This window comes from Streptomyces sp. MRC013 (assembly GCF_023614235.1).
In the GTDB taxonomy this organism is placed as follows: Bacteria; Actinomycetota; Actinomycetes; order Streptomycetales; family Streptomycetaceae; genus Streptomyces.
The window spans coordinates 4,343,663-4,368,497 of record NZ_CP094264.1 but is presented as its reverse complement, the minus strand read 5'-3'; the positions used below and the strand labels follow the sequence as shown (position 1 = coordinate 4,368,497).

At 76.5% G+C, this 24,835-nt stretch carries 18 protein-coding genes and 3 pseudogenes; 14 read left to right on the top strand and 7 right to left on the bottom strand.

Annotated elements, in window-relative coordinates; genetic code table 11:
• Positions 1 to 9 precede the first annotated feature (9 nt).
• The 3 genes and pseudogenes from LUW75_RS19795 (at position 10) to LUW75_RS19785 (ending at position 3,456) form a co-directional block, all read left to right on the top strand.
• Positions 10 to 816, top strand: coding sequence for an SURF1 family cytochrome oxidase biogenesis protein (locus tag LUW75_RS19795; protein ID WP_250336814.1), 807 nt, complete (start codon positions 10 to 12; stop codon positions 814 to 816).
• Positions 817 to 912: 96 nt separating this feature from the next.
• Positions 913 to 2,696 (top strand): annotated as a pseudogene (locus LUW75_RS19790) (glycoside hydrolase family 15 protein).
• A gap of 4 nt (positions 2,697 to 2,700) precedes the next feature.
• Positions 2,701 to 3,456: an SDR family oxidoreductase gene (locus tag LUW75_RS19785; protein WP_250336813.1), complete on the top strand. Its 756-nt coding sequence runs from the start codon at positions 2,701 to 2,703 to the stop codon at positions 3,454 to 3,456.
• Positions 3,457 to 3,558: 102 nt separating this feature from the next.
• Here LUW75_RS19785 and LUW75_RS19780 read toward each other — a convergent pair whose 3' ends face one another.
• From LUW75_RS19780 to LUW75_RS19755, 6 genes and pseudogenes are all read right to left on the bottom strand, one after another.
• Positions 3,559 to 4,359, bottom strand: coding sequence for an enoyl-CoA hydratase/isomerase family protein (locus LUW75_RS19780; RefSeq protein WP_250336812.1), 801 nt, complete (start codon positions 4,357 to 4,359; stop codon positions 3,559 to 3,561).
• A gap of 176 nt (positions 4,360 to 4,535) precedes the next feature.
• Positions 4,536 to 4,757: a helix-turn-helix domain-containing protein gene (locus LUW75_RS19775; protein WP_250336811.1), complete on the bottom strand. Its 222-nt coding sequence runs from the start codon at positions 4,755 to 4,757 to the stop codon at positions 4,536 to 4,538.
• 298 nt (positions 4,758 to 5,055) lie between these two features.
• Positions 5,056 to 6,654 (bottom strand): ABC-F family ATP-binding cassette domain-containing protein, encoded by a 1,599-nt coding sequence (locus LUW75_RS19770; RefSeq protein WP_250336810.1) that lies wholly within the window; start codon positions 6,652 to 6,654, stop codon positions 5,056 to 5,058.
• A gap of 281 nt (positions 6,655 to 6,935) precedes the next feature.
• A pseudogene (locus LUW75_RS19765) lies at positions 6,936 to 8,368 on the bottom strand (hypothetical protein).
• Positions 8,369 to 8,423: 55 nt separating this feature from the next.
• The gene (locus LUW75_RS19760; protein WP_250336809.1) at positions 8,424 to 9,551 is read right to left on the bottom strand and encodes an alpha/beta hydrolase; all 1,128 of its coding nucleotides are present in this window, start codon (positions 9,549 to 9,551) and stop codon (positions 8,424 to 8,426) included.
• 77 nt (positions 9,552 to 9,628) lie between these two features.
• Entirely contained in the window at positions 9,629 to 10,312 is a 684-nt protein-coding gene (locus LUW75_RS19755) for a class II aldolase/adducin family protein (protein ID WP_250336808.1), read from the bottom strand.
• Between the two features lie 227 nt (positions 10,313 to 10,539).
• Here LUW75_RS19755 and LUW75_RS19750 point away from each other — a divergent pair, with 227 nt between their 5' ends.
• The 9 genes and pseudogenes from LUW75_RS19750 (at position 10,540) to cobC (ending at position 20,864) form a co-directional block, all read left to right on the top strand.
• A complete protein-coding gene (locus tag LUW75_RS19750) occupies positions 10,540 to 11,814 on the top strand; it encodes an inorganic phosphate transporter (RefSeq protein WP_250336807.1) in 1,275 nt (424 codons plus the stop codon).
• 18 nt (positions 11,815 to 11,832) lie between these two features.
• The gene (locus LUW75_RS19745) at positions 11,833 to 12,054 is read left to right on the top strand and encodes a hypothetical protein (protein ID WP_250336806.1); all 222 of its coding nucleotides are present in this window, start codon (positions 11,833 to 11,835) and stop codon (positions 12,052 to 12,054) included.
• Between the two features lie 437 nt (positions 12,055 to 12,491).
• Entirely contained in the window at positions 12,492 to 13,451 is a 960-nt protein-coding gene (locus tag LUW75_RS19740; protein WP_250336805.1) for a cobalamin biosynthesis protein, read from the top strand.
• On the top strand, positions 13,448 to 14,992 hold the full coding sequence (locus LUW75_RS19735) for a cobyric acid synthase (protein ID WP_250336804.1): 1,545 nt from the start codon (positions 13,448 to 13,450) through the stop codon (positions 14,990 to 14,992). Before LUW75_RS19740 ends, LUW75_RS19735 begins: the two co-directional genes overlap by 4 nt.
• Positions 14,993 to 15,101: 109 nt before the next feature.
• Positions 15,102 to 17,177, top strand: coding sequence for a putative cobaltochelatase (locus tag LUW75_RS19730; protein WP_250336803.1), 2,076 nt, complete (start codon positions 15,102 to 15,104; stop codon positions 17,175 to 17,177).
• Positions 17,177 to 17,785 (top strand): cob(I)yrinic acid a,c-diamide adenosyltransferase, encoded by a 609-nt coding sequence (cobO, locus tag LUW75_RS19725; protein WP_250336802.1) that lies wholly within the window; start codon positions 17,177 to 17,179, stop codon positions 17,783 to 17,785. The genes LUW75_RS19730 and cobO overlap by 1 nt, the downstream gene beginning before the upstream one ends.
• Positions 17,779 to 19,163: pseudogene (locus LUW75_RS19720) on the top strand (cobyrinate a,c-diamide synthase). The gene cobO and the pseudogene LUW75_RS19720 overlap by 7 nt, the downstream one beginning before the upstream one ends.
• On the top strand, positions 19,160 to 19,642 hold the full coding sequence (locus LUW75_RS19715) for a cobalamin biosynthesis protein (protein WP_462933756.1): 483 nt from the start codon (positions 19,160 to 19,162) through the stop codon (positions 19,640 to 19,642). Before LUW75_RS19720 ends, LUW75_RS19715 begins: the two are co-directional and overlap by 4 nt.
• A 112-nt stretch (positions 19,643 to 19,754) precedes the next feature.
• Positions 19,755 to 20,864 carry an Rv2231c family pyridoxal phosphate-dependent protein CobC gene (gene cobC, locus LUW75_RS19710; protein WP_250336801.1) on the top strand — a complete coding sequence of 370 codons (1,110 nt, stop codon included), beginning with the start codon at positions 19,755 to 19,757 and terminating at the stop codon, positions 20,862 to 20,864.
• A gap of 90 nt (positions 20,865 to 20,954) precedes the next feature.
• Here the strand turns inward: cobC and LUW75_RS19705 are convergent, their stop codons facing one another.
• Positions 20,955 to 21,950: an SCO1860 family LAETG-anchored protein gene (locus tag LUW75_RS19705; RefSeq protein ID WP_250336800.1), complete on the bottom strand. Its 996-nt coding sequence runs from the start codon at positions 21,948 to 21,950 to the stop codon at positions 20,955 to 20,957.
• Positions 21,951 to 22,206: 256 nt separating this feature from the next.
• Between LUW75_RS19705 and LUW75_RS19700 the strand changes: the two genes are divergently transcribed.
• A complete protein-coding gene (locus LUW75_RS19700) occupies positions 22,207 to 24,258 on the top strand; it encodes a penicillin acylase family protein (RefSeq protein ID WP_250336799.1) in 2,052 nt (683 codons plus the stop codon).
• A complete protein-coding gene (locus tag LUW75_RS19695) occupies positions 24,255 to 24,833 on the top strand; it encodes a GNAT family N-acetyltransferase (protein ID WP_250336798.1) in 579 nt (192 codons plus the stop codon). Before LUW75_RS19700 ends, LUW75_RS19695 begins: the two co-directional genes overlap by 4 nt.
• Positions 24,834 to 24,835: the final 2 nt, after the last annotated feature.

The window sequence follows — 24,835 nt, the reverse complement described above, 5'->3', positions numbered from 1 at the left end:
GGTCGTGGGGTGTACCGCTTCCTGTTGTCCCGGCAGTGGGTGATCCTCACCCTGGTCGTCCTCGTCCTGATCCCGGTGATGGTCGAGCTGGGCTTCTGGCAGTTCCACCGGCACGAGCGCCGGGTCGCGCAGAACGCCCTGATCGCGGACAACCTGAGGGCCGCACCGGTCCCCGTGACCGAGCTCACCTCCCCCGGCCACGCGGTCCCGCGCTCCGACCACTGGCGCCGCGCGACCGCGACCGGCACCTTCGACCCGGCCCACGAGGTCGTCGTCCGCCGCCGCACCAACGCCGACGAGCGGGTCGGCGTGCACGTCCTGACCCCGCTCGTCCTCGACGACGGGCGCGTCCTCCTCGTCAACCGCGGCTGGGTCCCCGCCGCCCCGGACCAGAGGTCGTACCCGGACGTGCCGCCCGCCCCGAAGGGCCGGGTCACGGTGACCGGCCGGCTCATGGCCGACCAGACCACCGGCGGCAGCGGCATCAAGGACCTGCGGGGGCTGCCGCCGCGCCAGGTCATGCTCGTCAACAGCGAGCAGCAGGCCGAGCGGCTGGGCCGGCCGGTGCTCGGCGGCCACCTGGAGCTGACGGACCCCGCCCCGGCCGGGGGCTCCCCCGAACCGGTTCCGGAGCCCGACCACGACTCGATCGGCTCCCACATGGCGTACGCCGTGCAGTGGTGGCTGTTCGCGGCGGGCGTCCCCGTCGGCTGGGTCGTCCTGGTGCGCCGGGAGCGCCGCGACCGGGTGGCGGCCGCCGGGGAGGCCGGTTCCGCGAAGGGCGCGCCGGCCCCGCGCGAACCCGCGGACGCGTGACGCGGCGCACGCCGTACGGTGCGTCGCCGCAGGCCACGCGCCCAGCGGGGCGGCGCCGTTGATTGGCCCTTCTCCGCTGAGGGAACACGCCAGGACGTGACCCAACTCATCGAGGACTACGCCCTCATCGGCGATCTGCAGACCGCCGCTCTGGTGGGCAGGGACGGTTCGATCGACTGGCTCTGCCTGCCCCGGTTCGACTCCGGTGCCTGCTTCGCCGCGCTCCTGGGCGACGAGAACAACGGCCACTGGCGGATCGCGCCCGCCGGCGCGCGGACCTGCGCCCGGCGGGGCTACGTGGGCGACTCCCTGGTGCTGGAGTCCGTGTGGGAGACCCATACCGGCACCGTGCGCGTCGTGGACTTCATGCCGCACCGCGACCGTACGCCCGACGTGATGCGGATCGTGGAGGGCGTGACCGGCCGGGTCGAGATGTCGTCCGTGCTGCGCCTGCGCTTCGACTACGGGTCGGTCGTGCCGTGGATGCGGCGTTCCGACGGCCACCGGGTGGCCGTCGCCGGCCCGGACTCCGTGTGGCTGCGCAGCGAGCCGGAGGTGAAGACGTGGGGGCAGCAGTACAGCACCTGCTCCTCGTTCGCGGTCCGGCCCGGCGAGAAGGTCGCCTTCTGCCTGGCCTGGCACCCCTCCCACGAGCCGCGCCCCCGCTCGTCGACCCGTACACGGCGCTGGAGCACACCCTGGAGGACTGGAAGGCCTGGTCGGCGCAGTGCACGTACGAGGGGCCGTACCGGGAGGCGGTGATGCGCTCCCTGATCACGCTGAAGGCGCTCACGTACGCGCCGACCGGCGGGATCGTCGCCGCCGCGACCACCTCCCTGCCGGAGGAGCTGGGGGGCGTGCGCAACTGGGACTACCGCTACTGCTGGCTGCGCGACTCGACCCTGACCCTGCGGGCGCTGCTGTCGGCCGGGTACCTGGAGGAGGCCGCCGCCTGGCGGGACTGGCTGCTGCGGGCCGTCGCGGGCGACCCGGCGGACCTCCAGATCATGTACGGCCTGGCGGGCGAACGGCGCCTTCCGGAGTCCGAGGTGCCGTGGCTGCGCGGCTACGGCGGGGCGCGCCCGGTCCGGATCGGCAACGCCGCCGTGAAGCAGCTCCAGCTGGACGTGTACGGCGAGGTGATGGACTCGCTGTCGCTGGCGCGCGGGGCGGGGATGCCTCCGCAGCGGCAGGCGTGGGCGCTGCAGCTGAGCCTGCTGGGCTTCCTGGAGTCGACGTGGCGGCAGCCGGACGAGGGGCTGTGGGAGGTGCGCGGCCCGCGCCGGCACTTCGTGCACTCGAAGGTCATGGCGTGGGTGGCGGCCGACCGGGCGGTGCGCACACTGGAGCGGGACCCGTCCCTGCCGGGGGACGTGGCGCGGTGGCGGGCGATGCGCGACGAGGTCCACCGCGACGTGTGCGAGCGGGGCTACGACCCGGTGCGCAACACCTTCACCCAGTCGTACGGCTCGGCGGAGCTGGACGCGGCGGTGCTGATGATCCCCCGGGTGGGCTTCCTCCCGCCGGACGACCCGCGGGTGGTCGGCACGGTGGAGGCGGTGCGGGAGGAGCTGGGCCACCACGGTTTCATCCGCCGGTACAGCACGGACGGGATCGCGGTCGACGGGCTGCCGGGCGGTGAGGGGACGTTCCTCGCCTGCTCGTTCTGGATGGCGGACGCGTTGCGCATGATGGGCCGCGTGGCGGAGGCGCGGGAGCTGTTCGAGCGGCTGGTGGGGCTGTGCAACGACGTGGGGCTGCTGGCGGAGGAGTACGACCCGGTGGCGCGGCGGCAGCTGGGCAACTTCCCGCAGGCGTTCAGCCATGTCGGGCTGGTGGCGACGGCCCTCGCGCTGACGCCGGACGACCCGGCAGGATAGGCGCATGGATCTTGGACTGAAGGATCGTGTGTACATCGTGACGGGCGCGTCCCGCGGCCTCGGGTACGCGGCGGCGGAGGCGCTGGTGGCGGAGGGCGCGAAGGTCGTCCTGGCGGCGCGCGGCGCGAAGGCCGTCGAGGAGGCCGCCGCCCGGCTCGGCCCCCGCGCGGTCGGGGTCGCCGCGGACAACGCCGACCCGGCCGGCGCGGACCGGTTGATCGCCGCCGCGCGCTCGCACTTCGGCGGGTTCGACGGCGTGCTCGTCAGCGTCGGCGGGCCCCCGCCCGGCTGGGCCGCCGACAACACCGACGAGCAGTGGCGGGCCGCGTTCGACTCGGTGTTCATGGGGGCGGTGCGCATGGCCCGCGCCGCGGCGGCCGCGCTGGACGAGGGCGGGGTCGTCGGTTTCGTGCTGTCCGGCTCGGTGTACGAGCCGATCCCCGGCCTGACCATCTCCAACGGCCTGCGCCCCGGCCTGGCGGGCTTCGCCAAGTCCCTCGCGGACGAGCTGGGGCCGCGCGGCATCCGCGTGGTGGGCCTGCTGCCGTCGCGCATCGACACGGACCGGGTGCGGGAGCTGGACGCGTTGTCGGGGGACGCCTCGGCCGCACGGGCGGCCAACGAGGCCCGGATCCCGCTGCGCCGCTACGGCACGCCGGAGGAGTTCGGCACGGCGGCGGCGTTCCTGCTCTCCCCCGCCGCCTCGTACCTGACGGGGGTGATGCTCCCGGTGGACGGGGGCGCCCGCCACGGCTTCTGAGCCGGACCGGTACGCGGACGCGTCCGCCCCGGGCCGGTCGGGCCCGGGGCGGGCGGGCCCGGGGCGGGCGGGCCCGGGGCGGGCGGGCCCGGGGCGGGCGGCTCAGTCGGAGAGGCCCGCGAGGTCGCGCAGGCGGCGGGCCTGTGCGGCGCGCTCGGCGGCGCGCTGCTCCTCGTACGTGCGCCCGGTCGCGCCGCGCAGCAGCGCCTTGGTCTCGACGACGGCGTCGCGCTCCGCGGCGAGCAGGGCGGCGGACAGGTCCCGCACGGCCGCGTCCAGCTCGCCGACCGGCACCACGAGGTTGGCCAGGCCGATGCGCTCGGCCTCGTCGGCGTGGACGAACCGGCCCGTGGCGCAGATCTCCAGCGCGCGGGCGTAGCCGACCGCGGCGACGAGCGGCTGCGTCCCGGCCAGGTCGGGCACCAGGCCGAGGCCGGTCTCGCGCATCGCGAACTGCACGTCCTGCGTGACGACCCGCAGGTCGCAGGCGAGGGCGAGCTGGAAACCGGCGCCGATGGCATGGCCCTGGACGGCCGCGATCGACACGATGTCGTTGCGGCGCCACCAGGTGAACGCCTCCTGGTACTCGGCGATGACCGCGTCCAGGTCGTCGTCGGAACCGCGCGCCAGGTCGAGGAACGACGGCTCCCCGTCGAACCCCTCCGGTGTGAAGGCCCGCCGGTCGAGGCCGGCGGAGAACGACCTGCCCTGCGCGCGCAGCACCACGACCCGCACGCTGCCCGGCAGCAACCGCCCGGCCTCGGTGAGTGCCCGCCACAGGGCGGGCGACTGGGCGTTGCGCTTCGCCGGGTCGGCGAGGGTCACCGTGGCGACGGCGTCCTCGACGGCGAGACGCACCCCGTCCTTGTCGAGCAGGAGGGGGGTGGGGTCGGTCGGGGTCATGAGGCGCCTCCGGGTCCGGTGCAGCGGTCGGTCGGCGCGACCGGAACGGTCGCGCCGACCGACAAATTACTGCACGGTAACCGCACGGTCGACCGCCGGACCGCGGCGAACCGCGGCCGGTGCCGGCCGGGCGTCACCACCGGGACCACGGGACGCCTCACGACCCGTGTCGGTGATCAGGCCGGCGTGGCCCTCTTGCCCCGGGTCGCCCCGCCGCGTCCGCGCAGCGCGACTCCGGACTCGGTGAGCATCCGGTGCACGAATCCGTAGGACCGGCCGGTCTCCTCGGCCAGGGCCCGGATGCTCACACCGGCGTCGTACTTCTTCTTCAGGTCTGCCGCGAGCTTCTCGCGCGCGGCGCCGGTCACCCGGCTGCCCTTCTTCAGAGTCTCGGCCACCCGTGCCTCCTCATGGGAAGTGCGCTCTGGACTTCTCATGATCACCCCTCCGGGGCCGCATGGCCAGCCATTCGACAGGCTCCGTGGGCGCGGATTTCGCCGTGCGGCGGCCGCGCCACCCGCCGGGACCCCGGATCTGGCACCCGTCCGGCGGCGAAGTGCCAGGTCAGCGGCGTGCCGTGAAGAGGAGCGCGGTGCGGCGTCCGCTCCGAAAATTTTTCGGGCGCCACGCCGCGGTACGAGATCCCCTCACTCAGATGAAGGAGGACGACTGGGCCGAACGATCCAGGCGGGGTGATCAGGCGAGGGAGACCAGGTCCGCGTAGTCCGCTCCCCACAGGTCCTCGACCCCGTCCGGGAGGAGGATGATCCGCTCCGGCTGGAGGGCGTCGACGGCTCCCTCGTCGTGCGTGACCAGGACGACCGCGCCCTTGTAGGTGCGCAGGGCGCCGAGGATCTCCTCGCGGCTGGCCGGGTCGAGGTTGTTCGTCGGCTCGTCGAGGAGGAGGACGTTCGCCGAGGAGACGACGAGGGTGGCCAGGGCGAGACGGGTCTTCTCGCCGCCGGAGAGGACCCCGGCCGGCTTGTCGACGTCGTCGCCGGAGAACAGGAACGAGCCGAGGACCTTGCGGACCTCCACCAGGTCCAGGTCGGGCGCGGCCGAGCGCATGTTCTCCAGGACCGTGCGCTCCGGGTCCAGCGTCTCGTGCTCCTGCGCGTAGTAGCCGAGCTTCAGGCCGTGACCGGGGACGACCCGGCCCGTGTCGGGCTTCTCGACGCCGGCGAGCAGGCGCAGCAGGGTCGTCTTGCCGGCGCCGTTGAGGCCGAGGATGACGACGCGGGAGCCCTTGTCGATGGCGAGGCCGACGTCGGTGAAGATCTCCAGCGAGCCGTACGACTTGGACAGGCCCTCCGCCGTGAGCGGGGTCCTGCCGCAGGGCGCGGGCTCGGGGAAGCGCAGCTTGGCGACCTTGTCGGACTGGCGCAGCTCCTCCAGTCCGGACAGCAGCCTCTCGGCGCGGCGGGCCATGTTCTGCGCGGCGACCGTCTTGGTGGCCTTGGCGCGCATCTTGTCGGCCTGGGCGTTGAGCGCGGCGGCCTTCTTCTCGGCGTTCTGCCGTTCGCGGCGGCGGCGCTTCTCGTCGTCCTCGCGCTGGCGCTGGTAGAGCTTCCAGCCCATGTTGTACACGTCGATCACGGACCGGTTGGCGTCCAGGTAGAAGACCTTGTTGACGACGGTCTCCACGAGGTCGACGTCGTGGGAGATCACGATGAAGCCGCCGCGGTAGGTCTTGAGGTAGTCGCGCAGCCAGGTGATCGAGTCGGCGTCGAGGTGGTTGGTCGGCTCGTCCAGGAGGAGCGTGTCGGCGTCCGAGAAGAGGATCCGCGCCAGTTCGATGCGGCGGCGCTGGCCGCCGGAGAGGGTGTGCAGCGGCTGGCCGAGCACCCGGTCGGGCAGGCCGAGGGCGGCGGCGATGGTGGACGCCTCGGCCTCGGCGGCGTACCCGCCCTTGGTGAGGAACTCGGTCTCCTGGCGCTCGTACTGCTTCAGGGCCTTGTCGCGGGTGGCGCCCTTGCCGGCGGCGATGCGCTCCTCGTTCAGCCGCATCTTGCGGATCAGCACGTCGAGGCCGCGGGCGGAGAGGATCCGGTCGCGGGCCAGGACGTCGAGGTCGCCGGTGCGCGGGTCCTGCGGGAGGTAGCCGACCTGGCCGGAGCGGGTGATGGTGCCGGCGGCCGGGACGCCCTCCCCGGCGAGGCACTTGGTGAGGGTGGTCTTGCCGGCGCCGTTGCGGCCCACGAGGCCGATGCGGTCGCCCCTGGCGACGCGGAAGGAGGCGGACTCGATGAGGACGCGTGCGCCGGCGCGCAGCTCAAGGCCGGTGGCGGTGATCACGGACAGACTCCAGGGCGGGGGGACGGTGGGCGGACGGCGGCTGCGGTGACGTCGACACCGTCTAATGCGCGGGGAGAATGGCCATGGAGGCCAGTCTAACGGGCGCATGCAACTGTTTTTCCGGCATGCGCCGGCCGGGGGCGAGGGCGGCGCCCGCGGCCGTGCGGTCCGGCGGGGCCGGGCCGGCGGCTCGCGGGGTCACCGGGCGCGGGAGGCCGAGGGCGGCGTCCGGAGCTTCGGGACGTACGCCCCCGGCGCACCCGTCCGGGGGTTCGCGGCGGTCAGGCTCCCCCGGCGTGGACCTGGAAGGCCGCGCGGCGGACCGCCTTGGCGAGGGCGGGGTCCGGGTGGGCCGCCGCCAGGGCGACCAGTACCTGCACCGTGCGGGGGTGGCCGACCGCGCGGACCTCGTCGAGCAGGGCGGGGACGGTGCCCTGCACGGCGGACTCCAGGTGCCGTACGAGCAGGTCGCTCTCGCCGTGGTCGACGAGGGCCGCGGCGGTGTCCACCCAGAGCCAGGTGGCCTCCTCGCGGGTGAGGACGTCCGGCGCCTCGTCGGGGTCGGCGCCCTCGTGCTCGGCGAGCCAGAGCAGGGCGTACGGACGGAGCGGGAGTTCGTCGGCGGCGGCGCGCACCTCGGCCTCGGCGGCGGCGCCCACCACGCGGAGGGCCTCGAAGGCCAGCCCGCGCAGGAGGGCGTCGTCGCCGCGGGCGACGGTGAGCAGTTCGGCGACGGCCTTGCCGACGGGGCGGGCGGCGAGCCAGGCGCGGTACTCGGCGCGGGCCGGGCCGGGGGTGAGCCGGACGCAGCCGCGCAGCATGTCCTCCGCCGACTGCTCGATGTGCCCCGCGGGGCTCTGCGCGGCGACGCAGATCTGCTCCAGCTTGACCCACACCGCCCAGTTGCCGAGCGGGGTGAGCGTCGCCTGGCCGTCACCGAGGGTCAGGGCGCCGACGGAGGCGAGCCCCTCCAGCGCCCAGTCGAGCAGGCGGGGCAGGGCGTCCGCGTCCGAGGCCGCGTCCCGCCGCTCGTCGCGCACCGGGGCGGCGACCGGGGGCGCCCCGGCCCCGGCGGCGCCCCGGCGCCGGGGGCGTAGGACACCTCGCAGCGCTGCTCGCGCAGTTCGGCGACGCGCTGCCGGAGCAGGTCGAGCAGGGCGGGGACGGGCACGGGCCCGGCGGACAGGTGGAGGAGGGAGAGGACCTGCGGGACCGCCTCCACGACCTCGGCGACCGCGGCCGGTTCGGCGTCCTGCGGGGCGGGATGGGCGAGCGACCAGGCGTCGAGGAGCGCCACCCAGCCCCGCAGCGCGGCGGAGTCGTCGCGGTCCCAGGCCCGCAGCCGCCAGCCGGGGCGGACGGTGCCGCCGTGGATCTCGACGAGCCCGGCGAGCCGGGCCCGGTCCCAGGCCGTGCGGACCCCTTCCCGGGTCAGACCGAGGGCGGCGGCGGCCCGCTCACACGCCGCGTCGGGGGCGGTGACGGGGCCGCGCTCCACGGCGGCCCAGCGGGCCACGCGCACGGCGTCGGCCAGGACGTGCCGGGCCCGGCGGGCCAGCTCGGCCCGCGGGGGCGTCCCCTCCGGCGGGCGCGGGGCCGACCGCGTCCTCCGGTCGGCCACCGCCCGCCGGGCGGTCGCCGCCAGCGACCGGGGCCGGACGAGTCGGAGTGCGGAGTTGCGCGCCAGTTGCTCATCGGGCTTTCGAGACGTCACGGGGGCAGTCTTCCCGTTGACGGCCCGAAAGCCCAAACGGAACGGGGCGGTCGACTCAGAGGAGCGGCGTGAGGAAGCGGCGCATGGCCTCCTCGTACCGCCCGGGGTCGGCGTTCCACATGGCGGCGTGCGGTGCCTGGCGGACCGTGCGGAGAGTGACGAGGCCGGGGCGCCGCTCGGCGAGGGCGCGGGTCGCCGCCCAGGGGGCGACGGCGTCGTCGGGGCCGTGGAAGACGAGCGCGGGCACGTCCGGGGCCTCGGTGCCGACGGTCCGGGCGGGCTCCCCGGCACGCAGCCCGGTCCTGCCCTGGGCGGCGCGGACGGCGAGCGGGAGCAGGGCGGCGGGGACGCGGTGCGCGACGGCCAGGGCCCGCAGGGCGGCTTCCCAGTCGAGGACCGGCGAGTCGAGGACCAGGCCGGTGATCCGGTCGCGCAGCCGGCTGCGCCGGGCGGTGCGCAGGGCCATGGCGGCGCCGGTCGACCAGCCGTGGAGGACGACGCCGTCCGCGCCGTTGCGGACGGCGTGGTGGACGGCCGCGTCGAGGTCGCGCCACTCGGAGTCCCCGAGGTGGCCGAGACCGTCGGCGGGGCGGGGCGCACCCGGGTCGCCGCGGTAGGCGAGGTCGAGGACGGGCAGGCGGAACCGGCGGTGGAGGAGGCCCAGCACGTTCAGCGGGTGCTCGCGGGTGGCGCCCAGGCCGTGCGCGGTGATCACCCACGTGGTGCGGACCCCCGGGACGTACCAGGCGGGCAGGGGGCCCAGCTCGCCGGCCACCTCGACGTCCCGGTACGGGACGCCGAGCGCGGAGGCGGGGGTGCCGGAGTGGACCTGCGGGGTGAGGCGGACGCGGGTGCCGGCCCTGAGGGTGCCGCGGTCGACCCGCACGAGGCGGCGCACGACGGTGTCGGGGGCGTAGGGCGCGTCGTCGAGGACGGGGCCGACGACCGCGTGGACGCCGGAGCCCTCCAGGCCGTACACGCCGGGGCGGATGGAGGCCAGGGAGCGGGTGAGGGCGACCCGGTCGGGGCCCGCGGTGTGCACGGTGAGCCGGGGCTCGCCGGGCAGGGGCCGTCCCGGGCGCGGCCTGAGCGCCACACCGCTGGCGTACCTTCCGGCCGCCACGGCGGCCGTCCCCGCACCGATCACTGTGGCGGCGGCCGCCGCGGCTGTAGCAGAGCGCATCCGTCCAGTGTCCGCAGGCCGGCCGGGCCGTGCCAGTGGGCGGCGGCGACGGTGGACGGGAGCGGGCGGGGCGCGGGTCAGCCGGGCCGGCCGTAGCCGCGGAGCTTCTCGGCGGCCTCGGCCAGCTGGCCCGGGGTGAGGAGCGCCGGGGTGCGGGCGGGGTGGCTGTCGGCGGCGAGCCAGACCCGGCACATCCACTCCAGCTGGGCGGTGCGGTCGTACGCCTGGTCGAGCGTCGCGCCGTACGCGACCGTGCCGTGGTTGCGCAGGAGGCAGGCGCTGCGGTCGGCCAGGGCGGCGAGCATGCCGTCGGCCAGCTCCCGCGTGCCGTACAGGGCGTACGGGGCGACGCGCACGGGCCCGCCGAGGGCGGCGGTCATGTAGTGGACCGGGGGCAGTTCCTCGACGAGGGTGGAGACGGCGGTGGCGTGCACGGCGTGGGTGTGGACGACCGCCCCGGCGTCGGTGGACCGGTACACGGCGAGGTGCAGCGGCAGCTCGCTGGTCGGCGGCAGCGTGCCGCGGACCCGCCGTCCGTCCAGGTCGACGGCGACGACGTCGTCCGGGGTCAGCCGGGAGTACGGCACGCCGCTCGGGGTGACGAGCAGCAGGTCCCCGACCCGTACGGAGACGTTCCCGGAGGTGCCGACGACCAGCCCGTCGGCCACCGTCCTGCGCGCCGCGGCGACCAGGGCGTCCCAGGCCTCCCCGATCGCCGTCCCCGCCGCCGTCCCGTCGTGCGCCCCGCCGTGCTTCGCCATGCGGCGATCCTGCCAGCGGAGGGGCCGGGCCGGTAGTGGCGGGCGCCCCGGCGCGGCCGGGCCGGGACCGGGATCCGGGGGTGCCGGGGCCGGGGTCCGGGGGTGCCGGGACGGAACCGGAACCACCCGCGAACCGAGACACCACACAGCCCGCCTCAGTTCACCTTCCGTTCATCCAGGTTGCCTACGTTCGACCCGCCACTGATGTCAAACGATTGCCTGGGTAAATGGAACACATCACGCTGCTGCTCGCCATCGTGGTCGTGACAGCTCTCGTGTTCGATTTCACAAACGGTTTCCACGACACCGCCAACGCGATGGCCACCACCATCTCGACCGGCGCGATGAGGCCCAAGGCGGCGGTGGCCATGTCTGCCGTGCTGAACCTGGTGGGCGCGTTCCTGTCCGTGGAGGTCGCCAAGACGATCTCCAAGGGGCTCGTCGACGAGACGGGCATCCAGCCGGAGGTCATCCTCGCCGCCCTCGTCGGCGCGATCCTCTGGAACCTCCTGACCTGGCTGGTCGGTCTGCCCTCCAGCTCCTCCCACGCCCTCATGGGCGGCCTGATCGGCGCGACCGTCGCGTCCATCGGCGTCGGCGGCGTCAACGGCGGCGTCGTCCTCACCAAGGTCCTGATCCCGGCCGTCGCCGCCCCGGTGGTCGCCGGCGTCGCCTCGATGGTCGCCACCCGCTTCACGTACCGGGTCGGCGCGACCATCGGCGAAGGGACCGGCCGCAAGGGCTACAAGACCGGCCAGATCGCCTCCGCGGGCCTGGTCTCCCTCGCCCACGGCACCAACGACGCGCAGAAGACCATGGGCATCATCACCCTGGCCCTGGTGGCCGGCGGTGTCCTCGCCCCCGGCTCCAACCCGCCGGTGTGGGTCATCGTCTCCGCCGGCGTGGCCATCGCGCTCGGCACCTACCTGGGCGGCTGGCGCATCATCCGCACCATGGGCAAGGGCCTCACGGACCTCCAGCCCCAGCAGGGCTTCGCCGCCCAGACCGGCGCCGCGACCGTGATCCTCGCCTCCTCCCACCTGGGCTTCTCGCTCTCCACCACGCACGTCTGCTCCGGCGCCGTGATGGGCGCGGGCCTCGGCCGCAAGGGCGGCGTGGTCCGCTGGTCCACCGCCACCCGGATGTTCGTCGCCTGGGGCCTGACCCTGCCGGCCGCCGGCCTGGTCGCCGCGCTCGCCGAGCTCGTCGCCCGCCAGGGCGACTGGGGCGTCGCCGTCGTCGCGGCCTTCCTCGTCGGCTCCTCCGCCGCCATCTGGTTCGTCTCGCGCCGCCAGGTCGTCGACCACACCAACGTCAACGAGGTCGAGGGCGGCGGCGCCCCCGACGCCGAGCCCGCCGGGGTCGTCACCGCCGCCATCGCGGCCGTCACCCCGCCGCCCGCCGGCCCCGTCACCGCCGACCCGGCGGACGGCGGCGCCCCCGAGACCACCGTCCCGGCCCCGGCCGTCGCGTCCGGCGCGGCGCCCACGGCCACGCTGTAAGGAAAGGGCGGCATCGCCATGGACATCGACTGGGCAGCCCTCGGCTCCGTCTTCGGCGTGGGCCTCGTCACCACCGTCGCACTCGTCGGCCTGTTCACCCTCGGCCTCGTGGGCCTCTCCCGGCAGGAGCGGGCCTCCGCGCGGGGCGGCTCCGCCCCCCTGGCCCGCACCGGCGCGTACGCCTGCTTCGCGCTGTGCGCCGCGGCCGTCGCGTACGGCATCCACCTGATCGTGGTCTGAGCAGGCCGAAGCGTCCGGCCGGGCCGGCCGCGCCCCCGCGGTGCGGCCGGCCCGGCCGCCGCCGCACGCCCCCGCCCGGCCCTCCCCCGGCCTCCCGCGGGGCCGGTCCCACCGCTCCGCCGCAGGTCAAGGGTGAGTTGACGGGCCTTCGCGGGCCGTGGTGGACTGCCCAGGCCATATACGGCGGCAGGAGAGGAAGCCCGGTGCGAGTCCGGCGCGGTCCCGCCACTGTCACCGGACCCGGCGCGGCGGTCGCCGCGGGGGCGTCCGGGAGCCAGGAACTCTCACCGCCGGTCACGTCGAGCCAGGGCGCGGACCCTGAGTGAGGACATTGCGCATGCCCGGCCGCCCTCCCCCCCGTTCCCCCCGTTCCCCCCGGCCCGCGGCCCCCGGCTCGCGGACCCGCGGCCGACCCGGCGCGCGGGGCTGCTGAGCCGATGCGGGACGACCGAGTCTTCGCATACGGCGCCACCGCCGGCTTCCTCGCCGACCTGGTCTTCGCGGACCCCCGCCGCGGCCACCCCGTCGCCGCCTTCGGGCGCGCCGCGGGCGCCGTCGAGCGCCTGTTGTGGCGCGACCACCGCGGCTGGGGCGCGCTGTACACCGCCGTGTGCGCCGGAGGCGCCGCCGGAGGCGCCGCCCTCGCCGCCCGTGCCGCCCGTGCCGTCCGGGGCCGCGACGCCGCGTCCGTCGCGCTGACCGCCGCCGCCGTGTGGGCCGTCGTGGGCGGCACCTCCCTGGGCCGGGAGGCGCGGGCCGTCGGCGCCGCGCTGGCCGCCGGGGACGTGGCGGCCGCCCGGGAGCGGCTGCCGCACCTGTGCGGGCGCGACCCGCAGGCCCTGGACGGGCCGGGCATCGCGCGGGCCGTGGTGGAGTCCGTCGCCGAGAACACCTCCGACGCGGTGGTCGGCGCCCTGGTGTGGGGCGCGCTCGGCGGCGTGCCGGGCCTGGCGGCCTTCCGGGCCGTCAACACGCTGGACGCCATGGTCGGCCACCGCTCGCCGCGCCACCACCGCTTCGGGTGGGCCTCGGCCCGGCTCGACGACGTGGCCGGCGCGCCCGGGGCCCGGCTGACGGCCGCGCTCGCCGTCGTCGCGGGCGGCGACCCGCGCGGGGCCGTACGGGCCTGGCGGGCGGACGCCCACAGGCACCCGTCACCCAACGCGGGCCCCGTCGAGGCGGCCTTCGCGGGCGCCCTCGGCGTACGGCTCGGCGGCACCCTCTCCTACCGGGGGCGGGTCGAGCACCGGCCGGTCCTGAACGGACCGGGGCGGGCCGTCGAGGTGGCGGACATCGAACGGGCGGTGCGGCTGTCGCGACGGGTCGGCGGGCTGGCGCTCGCCGCCTGCGCGGGCGGACGGCTGCTGTACGGAACGTGGAAGCGGAGGGGTGCGTGAGCGGGGGGCTGCTGGTCGCGGGGACGACGTCGGACGCGGGCAAGAGCGTGGTGACGGCGGGGATCTGCCGCTGGCTGGTCCGGCAGGGTGTGAAGGTCGCGCCGTTCAAGGGGCAGAACATGTCCCTCAACTCGTTCGTGACGCGCGAGGGCGCCGAGATCGGGCGGGCGCAGGCGATGCAGGCGCAGGCCGCCCGCGTGGAGCCGAGCGCGCTGATGAACCCGGTGCTGCTGAAGCCGGGCGGCGACCGGTCCAGCCAGGTCGTGCTGCTGGGCAGGCCCGTCGGCGAGCTGAGCGCCCGCGGTTACCACGGCGGGCGGCAGCAGGCGCTGTTCGGCACGGTCGTGGAGTGCCTGGAGGAGCTGCGCGCCACCCACGACGTGGTGGTCTGCGAGGGTGCGGGCAGCCCCGCCGAGATCAACCTGCGGCGCAACGACATCGTCAACATGGGCGTCGCGCGGGCCGCGGGCTTCCCGGTCCTCGTGGTCGGCGACATCGACCGGGGCGGGGTGTTCGCCCAGTTCTTCGGGACGACGGCGCTGCTCGCGCCCGAGGACCAGGCGCTCGTCGCCGGGTACCTGGTGAACAAGTTCCGCGGCGACGTGACGCTGCTGGAGCCCGGCCTGGACATGCTGTACGGCCTGACGGGCCGGCGGACGTTCGGGGTGCTGCCGTACGCGCACGGGCTGGGCATCGACGAGGAGGACGGCATGGGGGTCCCCCCTGCCCGGGCGGAGCCGGGAGGCCGGGGGGACGCGTCGCCGCGGGGCGCCGCGCGCGAGCCGGCGGCCGCGCCGCCGGTCGGCGAGGACGTGCTGCGGGTCGCCGTGTGCGCCGTACCGCTGATGTCGAACTTCACGGACGTGGACGCGCTGGCCGCCGAGCCGGGCGTCGTGGTCCGGTTCGCGGACCGGCCCGAGGAGCTGGCCGACGCGGACCTGGTGGTCGTGCCCGGCACCCGCGGCACGGTGCGGGCGCTGGCCTGGCTGCGGGAGCGCGGCCTGGCCGGCGCGCTGGCCCGGCGGGCCGCCGAGGGGCGGCCGGTACTGGGCGTCTGCGGCGGCTTCCAGGTGCTGGGCGAGCGCATCGAGGACGACGTGGAGTCGCGGGCCGGGTCCGTGGAGGCGCTCGGGCTGCTGCCGGTGCGGGTGCGCTTCGCGCCGGAGAAGACCCTCGCGCGGCCGGTCGGGGAGGCGCTGGGCGAACGGGTCGAGGGGTACGAGATCCACCACGGCGTCGCCGAGGTGCTGGGCGGGGAGCCCTTCCTCGACGGCTGCCGGGTGGGGGCCGTGTGGGGGACGCACTGGCACGGGTCGCTGGAGAGCGACGGCTTCCGGCGGGCGTTCCTGCGGGAGGTGGCCGCGGCGGCCGGGCGGCGCTTCGTCCCGGCGCCCGACACGTCCTTCGGCGCGCTGCGGGAGGAGCAGCTGGACCGGCTGGGGGACCTGGTCGAGGAGCACGTGGACACGGAGGCGCTGTGGAAGCTCATCGAGTCCGGCCCGCCGGGCGGGCTGCCGTTCGTCCCGCCGGGGGCGCCGTGAGCGGCCCCCCGGTCCCCGCGCGGGCGGGGAGTCCGGGCGCATGCCCGCGCCGCATCCCGGCGGCATCCCCGCGGTCCGGTCCCACGCCACTCGAAGGAGCGATCAGCCGATGAGCACCCGCTACCCGTTCACCGCCGTCGTCGGCATGGACGACCTGCGCCTGGCACTGCTCCTGAACGCGGTCAGTCCGGCCGTCGGGGGCGTGCTGGTGCGCGGCGAGAAGGGCACGGCGAAGTCCACCGCGGTGCGCGCGCTCGCCGAACTGCTGCCGGAGGTGCCGGTCGTGGCCGGCTGCCGGTTCAGCTGCGACCCGGCCGCACCCGACCCCGGCTGCCCCGACGGGCCGCACGGACCCGGGCCGGGGGTGTCGCGGCCCGCGCGGATGGTGGAGCTGCCCGTCGGCGCGTCCGAGGACCGGCTCGTCGGGTCGCTCGACATCGAACGGGCCCTCGCCGAGGGCGTGAAGGCGTTCGAGCCGGGGCTGCTCGCGCAGGCGCACCGGGGCATCCTCTACGTCGACGAGGTGAACCTCCTCAACGACCACCTGGTCGACCACCTGCTGGACGCCGCCGCGATGGGCGCCTCGCACGTGGAGCGCGAAGGGGTCTCCGTGCGGCACGCCGCGCGGTTCCTGCTGGTGGGGACGATGAACCCGGAGGAGGGCGAGCTGCGGCCGCAGCTGCTGGACCGGTTCGGGCTGACCGTGGAGGTGGCCGCGTCGCGCGACCCGGAGCAGCGGGTCGAGGTGGTGCGTCGGCGCCTCGCGCACGACGACGACCCGGCGGGCTTCGCGGCGCGCTGGGCCGGCGAGGAGGCCGCGCTGCGGGAGCGGATCGCGGCCGCCCGGGCGCTGCTGCCCGAGGTGCGGCTGGGCGACGGCGCGCTGCGCCGGATCGCGGCGACGTGCGCGGCGTTCGAGGTGGACGGCATGCGCGCCGACATCGTGATGGCGCGGACCGCGACGGCGCTCGCCGCGTGGGCGGGCCGTGCGGAGGTGGCGGTCGAGGACGTGCGGCAGGCGGCGTTGCTGGCGCTGCCGCACCGGCGGCGGCGGTCGCCGTTCGACGCGCCGGGCCTCGACGAGGACAGGCTGGACGAGGTGCTGGAGGAGTCCGGCGGAGACGACGGGCCCGAGCCGGACCCGCAGGGCCCCGGGGACGGCGGCCCCGACGGGGACGGCGGCCCGGACGGGGACGGCGGGGGTCCCGGGGGCGGCGGCCCCGGCGGGGTCCCGCCGCAGGGGCGGGGACCGGAGGCGGAGGCCGGGGAGCCGGAGCCGTCCGGTGACGCGCCGGAGGCGGCGCCCTCCCCCGGTGCCGGGCCGGCGCCGGGCGCGGGCCCGGCCGGTGCGCAGTCGCCGGTCGCGGCGGCCGAGCCGTTCCGTACCAGGACGCTGACCGTCCCCGGGGTCGGCGACGGCGCCGCCGGCCGCCGCTCCCGGGCGCGCACCGAGCACGGCCGCACCACCGGGGCGCACCGCCCCCGGGGCGCCCTGACGAAGCTTCACCTGGCGGCGACCGTGCGGGCGGCCGCCCCGCACCAGCGGGCGCGCGGCCGGTCGGGCCCCGGGCTGGTCGTGCACCGCGACGACCTGCGCCAGGCGGTGCGGGAGGGGCGCGAGGGGAACCTGGTGCTGTTCGTGGTGGACGCCTCGGGGTCGATGGCGGCGCGGCGGCGGATGGGTGCGGTGAAGGGCGCCGTGCTGTCGCTGCTGCTCGACGCCTATCAGCGGCGCGACAAGGTCGGTCTGGTGACGTTCCGGGGCCGGGACGCGGAGCTGGTGCTGCCGCCCACGTCGTCGGTGGACGCGGCGGCCGCCCGGCTGGAGCGGCTGCCCACGGGGGGCCGCACGCCGCTGGCGGCGGGCCTGCTGAAGGCGCACGACGTGCTGCGGGTGGAGCGGCTGCGGGACCCGGCGCGCCGTCCGCTGCTCGTCGTGGTGACGGACGGGCGGGCGACCGGGGGGCCGGAGCCGCTGCGCCCGGTCGCCCGGGCGGCGGGGCTGCACGCGGCGGAGGGGACGGCGTCGGTCGTCGTGGACTGCGAGACCGGACCGGTACGGCTCGGTCTGGCCGCGGGGCTCGCGCGGGACCTGGGCGGCGCGGCCGTGACGCTGGAGGAGCTGCGCGCGGACGCGATCGCCGGGCTGGTCAGGGATGTTCGTACTACGAGGAGGGCCGCATAGTGCCGCAGGGACAGCCGACCGTCGTTCCGGACGACGGTCTCACCACCCGCCAGCGCCGCAACCGTCCGCTGGTGGTGGTCCACACGGGCGTGGGCAAGGGCAAGTCGACCGCCGCGTTCGGGATGGCGCTGCGCGCCTGGAACCAGGGCTGGCCGGTCGGGGTGTTCCAGTTCGTCAAGTCGGCGAAGTGGAAGGTGGGCGAGGAGAACGCGCTCAAGGCGCTCGGCGCGACCGGCGAGGGCGGCACGGTCGCCTGGCACAAGATGGGCGAGGGCTGGTCGTGGATCCAGCGCGAGCCGGCCGAGGGCGAGCCGTCCCACGAGGAGAAGGCCCGGCAGGGCTGGGAGCAGGTGAAGCGGGACCTGGCGGCGGAGACGTACCGGTTCTACGTGCTGGACGAGTTCGCCTACCTGCTGCACTGGGGCTGGATCGACACGGCCGAGGTGGTCGAGGTGCTGCGGCACCGGCCCGGCACGCAGCACGTGGTGATCACCGGCCGCAACGCGCCGCCGGAGCTGGTGGACTTCGCGGACCTGGTCACCGACATGTCCAAGGTGAAGCACCCGATGGACGCCGGTCAGAAGGGCCAGCGGGGCATCGAGTGGTAGCACGTCTCGTCATCGCCGCGCCGTCGTCCGGCGCGGGCAAGACCACGGTCGCGACGGGGCTGATGGCCGCCTTCGCCGAGCGCGGTCTGGCGGTGTCGCCGCACAAGGTGGGCCCCGACTACATCGATCCGGGCTACCACGCGCTGGCGACGGGCCGCCCCGGGCGGAACCTCGACGCGTTCATGTGCGGTACGGAACTGGTGGCGCCGCTGTTCGCACACGGGGCGCGCGGCTGCGACCTGGCCGTCGTCGAGGGCGTGATGGGGCTGTACGACGGCGCCGCGGGCCGGGGCGAGCTGGCGTCGACGGCGCAGGTGGCCAAGGTGCTGCGGGCGCCGGTGGTGCTGGTCGTGGACGCCTCGTCGCAGTCCCGGTCGGTGGCGGCGCTGGTGCACGGCTTCGCCTCGTGGGACCCGGAGGTGCGGATCGGCGGGGTGATCCTCAACAAGGTCGCCACGGACCGGCACGAGCACCTGCTGCGGGAGGCGCTGGGCGAGTCCGGCGTACCCGTGCTGGGGGTGCTGCGGCGGGCCCCGGCCGTGTCGACGCCCTCGCGCCACCTGGGCCTGGTGCCGGTCGCCGAGCGGCGGGCCGAGGCGGTGGAGGCGGTGCGGGCGCAGGCGGAGCAGGTGCGCGGCGGCTGCGACCTGGACGCGCTGCTGGCGCTGGCCCGTTCGGCGCCGCCGCTGCACGCGGAGGCGTGGTCGGCGGAGGCGGCCCTGCGGGGCGCGGGGGCCGGGGCGGTGGTGCCGGGTGCCGGGGGTCGGCGGCCGGTGCGCGGCCGGTGGTGGCGGTGGCCGGGGGGGCGGCGTTCACCTTCTCGTACGCGGAGCACGCCGAACTGCTGGCGGCGGCGGGCGCCGAGGTGGTGGTGTTCGACCCGCTGCGGGACGAGGAACTGCCCGAGGGGACGCGCGCCCTGGTCGTCGGCGGCGGCTTCCCGGAGGTGTACGCGCCGGAGCTGTCGGCGAACGGGGCCCTGCGGGAGGCGGTGGCCGCACTGGCGCGGTCGGGCGCCCCGGTCGCGGCGGAGTGCGCGGGCCTGCTGTACCTGGCGCGTTCGCTGGACGGGCTGCCGATGTGCGGGGTGCTGGACGCGGACGCGCGGATGACGGAGCGGCTGACGCTGGGGTACCGGGACGCGGTCGCGGTGAGCGACAGCCCGGTGGCGGCGGCCGGGACGCGGCTGCGGGGCCACGAGTTCCACCGCACGGTGGCCGAACCGGGCGCCGGGGCCCGGCCCGCGTGGGGGCTGCGGCAGCCGGAGCGGCGCGTGGAGGGCTTCGTCGAGGGCGGGGTGCACGCGAGCTACGTGCACACGCACTGGGCGGCGGTGCCGGAGACGGCACGGCGGTTCGTCGGGCACTGCCGGCCGTGAGCCTGGTGGTGGGCGTGGGCGCCCGGCGCGGAGTGAGCGCGCGGGAGGTGTGCGACCTGGTCGCGGCCGTCCTGCGGGAGGCGGGACGGAGCCCCGGGGAGGTGGTGGCGCTGGCGACGGTGGGGGCGAAGGCCGCCGAGCCGGGTCTGGTGGAGGCCGCCTCCCGCCTCGGCGTCCCCCTGTGCGCCCACCCGGCGGAGGTGCTGGCCCGCGTCCCGGTGCCCGGCCCGTCGGAGGCGGCGCTGGCCGCGGCGGGCACGCCGTCGGTGGCGGAGGCCGCGGCCCTGGTGGAGGCGGCGCGCCGCGGGGTGTTCGGACCGGCGGGGGGCGAACTCCTCGTACCGAAGCGGAAGCCCGTTTCCGGGGCGGCTCGTGTGACCTGTGCGGTGGCGGTGGCGCACGGGGAGGGGCGGTTGCCCGCCGGAGGGCGCGGGTACACCCGTGGGGACGCGGTGTTCGAGTTACGGACGCGGCGTTGAACCGCTGATCCCCGCGCCGGATTCCCCGTCCGGCGATCGAGAGCCATCCGGTGGGCCGCCGGAGCCGTCGGCCCGCCACACCCCCCACTGTCCCCCACCCCGGCTGGCGGCCATGTACACCCACCCAGACAGCGACAGACCGTTCCCCCGCCCCCGCGACGCGGACGCGTACGACCTGCGGCACCACGGTGACGTGGAGGTCCGGGACGAGAGGCTGACCGACCTCGCGGTCAACGTCCGTGCGAACACCCCGCCCGAGTGGCTGCGGAAGCGGCTCGCGGAGTCCCTCTCGGGGCTCGCCGCCTACCCCGACGGGCGGGCGGCGCGCACGGCGGTCGCCGAGCGGCACGGGCTGCCCGCGCGGCGGGTGCTGCTGACGGCGGGCGCCGCGGAGGCGTTCGTGCTGCTGGCGCGGGCGCTGCCGGTGCGGCGGCCGGTCGTGGTGCACCCCCAGTTCACGGAGCCGGAGGCGGCGCTGCGGGACGCGGGACACCAGGTGCGCCGGGTGCTGCTGCGCGAGGAGGACGGCTTCCGGCTGGACCCGGCGCGGGTGCCCGGGGACGCGGACCTGGTGGTGGTCGGCAACCCGACGAACCCCACGTCGGTCCTGCATCCCGCGCAGGACGTCGCGGCGCTGGCGCGGCCGGGGCGGATCCTCGTCGTGGACGAGGCGTTCATGGACGCCGTGCCGGGTGAGCGGGAGGCGCTGGCCGGGCGGACGGACGTGCCGGGGCTGGTGGTGCTGCGGAGCCTGACGAAGACGTGGGGGCTCGCGGGGCTGCGGATCGGGTACGTGCTGGCGGCGCCGGACACCGTGGCGGCGCTGGAGCGGGTGCAGCCGCTGTGGCCGGTGTCGACGCCGGCGCTGGTGGCGGCCGAGGCGTGCGTGTCGCGGGAGGCGCTGGCGGAGGCTGAGGAGGCGGCCCGGCGGGTGGCCGTCGAGCGGGCCCACCTGCTGGCGGGACTCGCGGAGTTCGACGAGGTGCGGGCCGTGGAGGCCGCGGAGGGTCCGTTCGTCCTGATCCGCGTGGAGGGGGCGGACGTGGTGCGGGAGCGGTTGCGGGCCCTGGGGTTCGCGGTGCGGCGCGGTGACACCTTCCCCGGTCTCGGGCCGCAGTGGCTGCGGGTGGCGGTGCGGGACCGGGTGACGACGAATCGATTCTTCCAGGCTCTGGACCAGGCTCTGGTCATGGCCGGTTGCGGTCGGTCGGGCCAGGCGTAGCCGGCCGGAGCGGTGGGCGGACGGCCGGAGCGGAGGGTGGACCCGCACGGTTCCGGCCGGCGAGGGCCGGCCGGAACCGTGCGGGACGCGTCAGGAGCGGGCGCGCCGGGCGTACTTCAGCGCCACGGCCCCCGCCACCAGCAGGGCCGCCGCCCCGGCCGCCAGGTAGGGCGTGCCGGAGCTTCCGCCGGTCTCCGCCAGGTTGCCGCCGTCGGCGGGGGCGTCGCCGCCCGCGGGGGAGGGGTCGTTGCCGTCGCCGGGCGCGGCGGACGGGTCCGGCGCGGCGCCCGTACCGGAGGGGGCCGGCGCGGCGCCCGTGTCCGACGGGCCGGGCGCACCCGGCCCCTGCGGCGGGGTGGGGGCCGGCGCGCCCGGGGCGGACGCCGGCATCTCGCAGCCGGCCTCGGCGAGGGTGACCGTGCCGGTGACCTTGGAGACGTTCAGGTCGAGCGGGTTGACGGCCACCTTGAGCTCCAGGGCGGTCGCCGCCGCCGAGGCGGACGTGGTGGTGCGCCGGGAGAGGTCGAGGACGACCTCGCCGACCCCCTGCACCCGGACGGTGCTGCGGTGGCCCGGGGTGAGCGTGACGCGCTTGCCGAGGGCGGTCACCGTGCCGAGCAGGTTCGCCTCGGCGGTCGGCGCGGAGCCGGCGCGGCACACGGCGCGGGCGGTGACCTGCTCGGCCTCGACGACGGACAGCAGGGGCAGGCCGGGAACGTGCACCCGGGCGCCGACGAGCTTCACGGAGCCCTCCGCGCCCGAGGTGTCGGCGGTGGCCTTCGCCGACGCCACGTCGGCACGCAGCATCTGGACGGGCCTGTTGCGGTCGACGCCGTCGACCCGGACGCTGAGCGAGGTCCGGTCGGCCGCGGCCGGGGCCTTGACCTCGTTGAGGGAGGCGTTCACCGGCACGCGGACGCCGTCGAGGAGGGAGACGTCCAGACCGGCGCGCAGGACGGTGGCGCGGGCGCTCGGGGCCGCGGGCGCGGCGAGCGCCGCCGGGGCCGTCACCGTGCCCAGGACGGCCACGGCGGCGGCGGTCGCGGCCGCGGCGGTCGCGTGGGTACGGAAGGTGGAGCTGTTCACGATGGTGGAACTCCAAGGCAGGACAGGGGCCGCCGTGAGGCGCGCACGGGGACGTGTGTCGCTGGGACACGTGTGCGGCGGCGGCCCGGGACACCGGAATCCTCCTGTGGACAGGGGCGTCCCACAGGAACCTGACATGAGTTCACTCCGAAGAGTTGTTTACGGTCACGTGTTCGCATCGGCGGGCGGCCGGATTGCCTCGAAGGCGCCGAGAGGTTAAGTTAGGGCAGCCTTACCTAAAGAGATCAGGACAAGAGTGAGCATCGAGGTCTACCGGGACCCCTGGGGCATCCCGCACCTGCGCGCCGACGATCCGCGCGGACTCGCCCGCGCCCAGGGCCTCGTCACGGCCCGCGACCGGGCGTGGCAGCTGGAGGTCGAACGGCACCGCGTCCAGGGCACGACGGCCGCGTTCCTCGGCCCGGAAGCCGTCGAGTGGGACGTCTTCGCCCGCCGCACCCGTCTCGCCGACACCGCCCGGCGCTGCCTCGGCCGGTTGGACGACGCGACCCGCGCCTGGGTCGCGGCCTACACGGACGGGGTCAACGCGGGCCTCGCCGAAGGCGCCCGCCGCAGCCGCGAGTTCGCGGCCGCCGGCCTCGTACCGGGCACCTGGGAGCCCTGGGTCCCGCTGGGCGTCTGGCTGTCGACCCACGTCCTCTTCGCCGGCTTCCCGACCAAGCTGTGGCGCGAGCACGTCGCCCGCACGCTCGGCGAGGAGGCGATCGAGCTGTTCGCCACGGACGGCCCCGGCACCTCCGGCAGCAACGGCTGGCTGGTCGACGCCGACCGGACCGCCACCGGCGCCGCCCTCCTGGCGGGCGACCCGCACCGGTTCATCGAGGCGCCCGGCGTCTACCAGCAGATCCGGCTCGCCTGCCCCGGGTACGACGTGGTCGGCCTGGCCGTGCCCGGCGTCCCCGGCCTCGCGCACTTCGGCCACACCGGCACCGTCGCCTGGGCCATCACCAACGCCATGGCCGACTACCAGGACCTCTACCGCGAGCGGTTGCGCCGCCGCGCCGACGGCACCCCGGAGGCGCTCGGTCCGGACGGGTGGCGGCCCGCCCACGCCCACACCGAGACCGTCGAGGTGAAGGGGGCCGACCCGGTCGCCGTCGAGGTCGTGGAGACCGAACGCGGCCCGGTGATCGTCCCGGACGACGGCGAGGGCGGCGCGATCAGCCTGCGCCACCCGCCCCGCGTCACCGGGGACCTGGGCTTCGCCGCGCTGCCCGCGCTGCTCTGCGCGCGGACCGTCGACGACGTGGACCGGGCCTTCGACCGGTGGGTGGAGCCCGTGAACGTCGTGCAGGCCGCCGACACCCGGGGCGGCACCCTCCACCGGGTCGCCGGGCACGTCCCCGTACGGCCCCGGGACAACCTGCTGCGGGTCGTCCCCGCCTGGGAGCCCGCCCACGCGTGGCGGGGCCGGTTCGAGCCGCTCCCCCGCGCCGCCGTGGACGGCTTCGCCGTGATGGCGAACGCGCGCGGGCTCGCCGCGCCGCTGGGCGTCGAGTTCGCGCCGCCGCACCGCGCCGAGCGCATCGCCCGCCTCCTGGAGGCGTCGCGGGAGTGGACGGCGCCCGGCATGGCGGCCGTGCACACCGACACGCGGCTCGCCTCGGCCCGCCCGCTGCTGGCCCTCGCCGCCCGCCTGGACGGACTCCCCGCGGACGCGGCGGCCCTGCGCGACCGGCTGCTGCGCTGGGACCGGCGCATGGACGCCGACAGCACCGACGCCGCGCTGTACGCCGCCGTGCGCGGCGCCGTCGTACGCCGGCTCGCCGCGCACCCGGTGCTCGCACCGCTGGCCCGCACCCCGGCGTACCCGGCGCTGTTCTCGCCGTGGATGGCGCTGGTCCCGCGCGTCGCGTACGCCCTGGAGACCCTGCTGACGTCCGGGCCCGTGCCCCCCGCCGACCGGGCCGGCGCCGTACGGGCCGCCCTGGCGGAGGTCGCCGCCGCGCCCCCGGCCGGCCCCTGGGGCGCCACGCACCGGCTCGCCCCGTGGGCGGCGCTGCCGGACGGGGACGACGCCGCGTGGCCGGGCCTGGACGGCGACCACGACTGCGTCCTGTCCACGTCGAGCGTGCCCGGCGTCACCGACCGCGGCGCCCGCGGCCCGGCCGCCCGCTACGTCTGGGACCTGGCGCGCCGTGAGGACAGCCTGTGGGTGGTGCCGTTCGGCGCGTCGGGCGTCCCCGGCGACCCGCACGAGCGCGACCAGCTGCCGCTGTGGCTGCGCGGCGGCCTCGTCCCCGTGATCACCGACTGGAACCGGCTCGACAAGGAGCACCCCGCATGACCACCGGCACAGACCCGCGCCCCACCGTGTACGAGCACGCCGTCGACGGCTTCGGCACGGTCCGCCTCACCCCGGTCAACCCGGACCGGGACGCCCCGCTGCTGCACTCCTGGGTGAGCGAGGAGCGCGCCCGGTTCTGGGGCATGCGGGACGCGGACGTGGAGGAGGTGCGGGAGATCTACGCGCACCTGGACTCGCTCACCACGCACCACGCGTACCTGGTGCACCGCGACGACGTGCCGGTCGCGTTGTTCCAGACCTACGACCCGCGGGCCGACCGGGTCTCCGAGTGCTACGAGGCGCTCCCCGGCGACATCGGCGTCCACCTGCTGCTGGCGCCCGCCACCGCGCCCGAGCCCGGCTTCACCGCGCACCTGCTGGAGGCCCTCGTCCCGTACTGCCTGAGCACCCACGAGCGGATGGTGGCCGAGCCGGACGCGGCGAACGGCAAGGCCCTCGCGCTGCTGGAGCGCAGCGGCTTCGCACTCGGCCCCGAGGTGGTCCTCCCGGAGGTCGTGCTCCCGGAGGTCCACCTCGTGGAGAAGCGGGCGCGGCTGGCGTTCCTCAGCCGCTGAGC

Bases quoted from the DNA above. Each gene is read 5' to 3' on its own strand.
- LUW75_RS19785 (WP_250336813.1), top strand. From the start codon at position 2,701: ATGGATCTTGGACTGAAGGATCGTGTGTACATCGTGACGGGCGCGTCC.
- LUW75_RS19780 (WP_250336812.1), bottom strand. From the start codon at position 4,359: ATGACCCCGACCGACCCCACCCCCCTCCTGCTCGACAAGGACGGGGTG.
- LUW75_RS19760 (WP_250336809.1), bottom strand. From the start codon at position 9,551: ATGCGCTCTGCTACAGCCGCGGCGGCCGCCGCCACAGTGATCGGTGCG.
- LUW75_RS19755 (WP_250336808.1), bottom strand. From the start codon at position 10,312: ATGGCGAAGCACGGCGGGGCGCACGACGGGACGGCGGCGGGGACGGCG.
- LUW75_RS19750 (WP_250336807.1), top strand. From the start codon at position 10,540: ATGGAACACATCACGCTGCTGCTCGCCATCGTGGTCGTGACAGCTCTC.
- LUW75_RS19745 (WP_250336806.1), top strand. From the start codon at position 11,833: ATGGACATCGACTGGGCAGCCCTCGGCTCCGTCTTCGGCGTGGGCCTC.
- LUW75_RS19740 (WP_250336805.1), top strand. From the start codon at position 12,492: ATGCGGGACGACCGAGTCTTCGCATACGGCGCCACCGCCGGCTTCCTC.
- LUW75_RS19730 (WP_250336803.1), top strand. From the start codon at position 15,102: ATGAGCACCCGCTACCCGTTCACCGCCGTCGTCGGCATGGACGACCTG.
- cobC (WP_250336801.1), top strand. From the start codon at position 19,755: ATGTACACCCACCCAGACAGCGACAGACCGTTCCCCCGCCCCCGCGAC.
- LUW75_RS19695 (WP_250336798.1), top strand. From the start codon at position 24,255: ATGACCACCGGCACAGACCCGCGCCCCACCGTGTACGAGCACGCCGTC.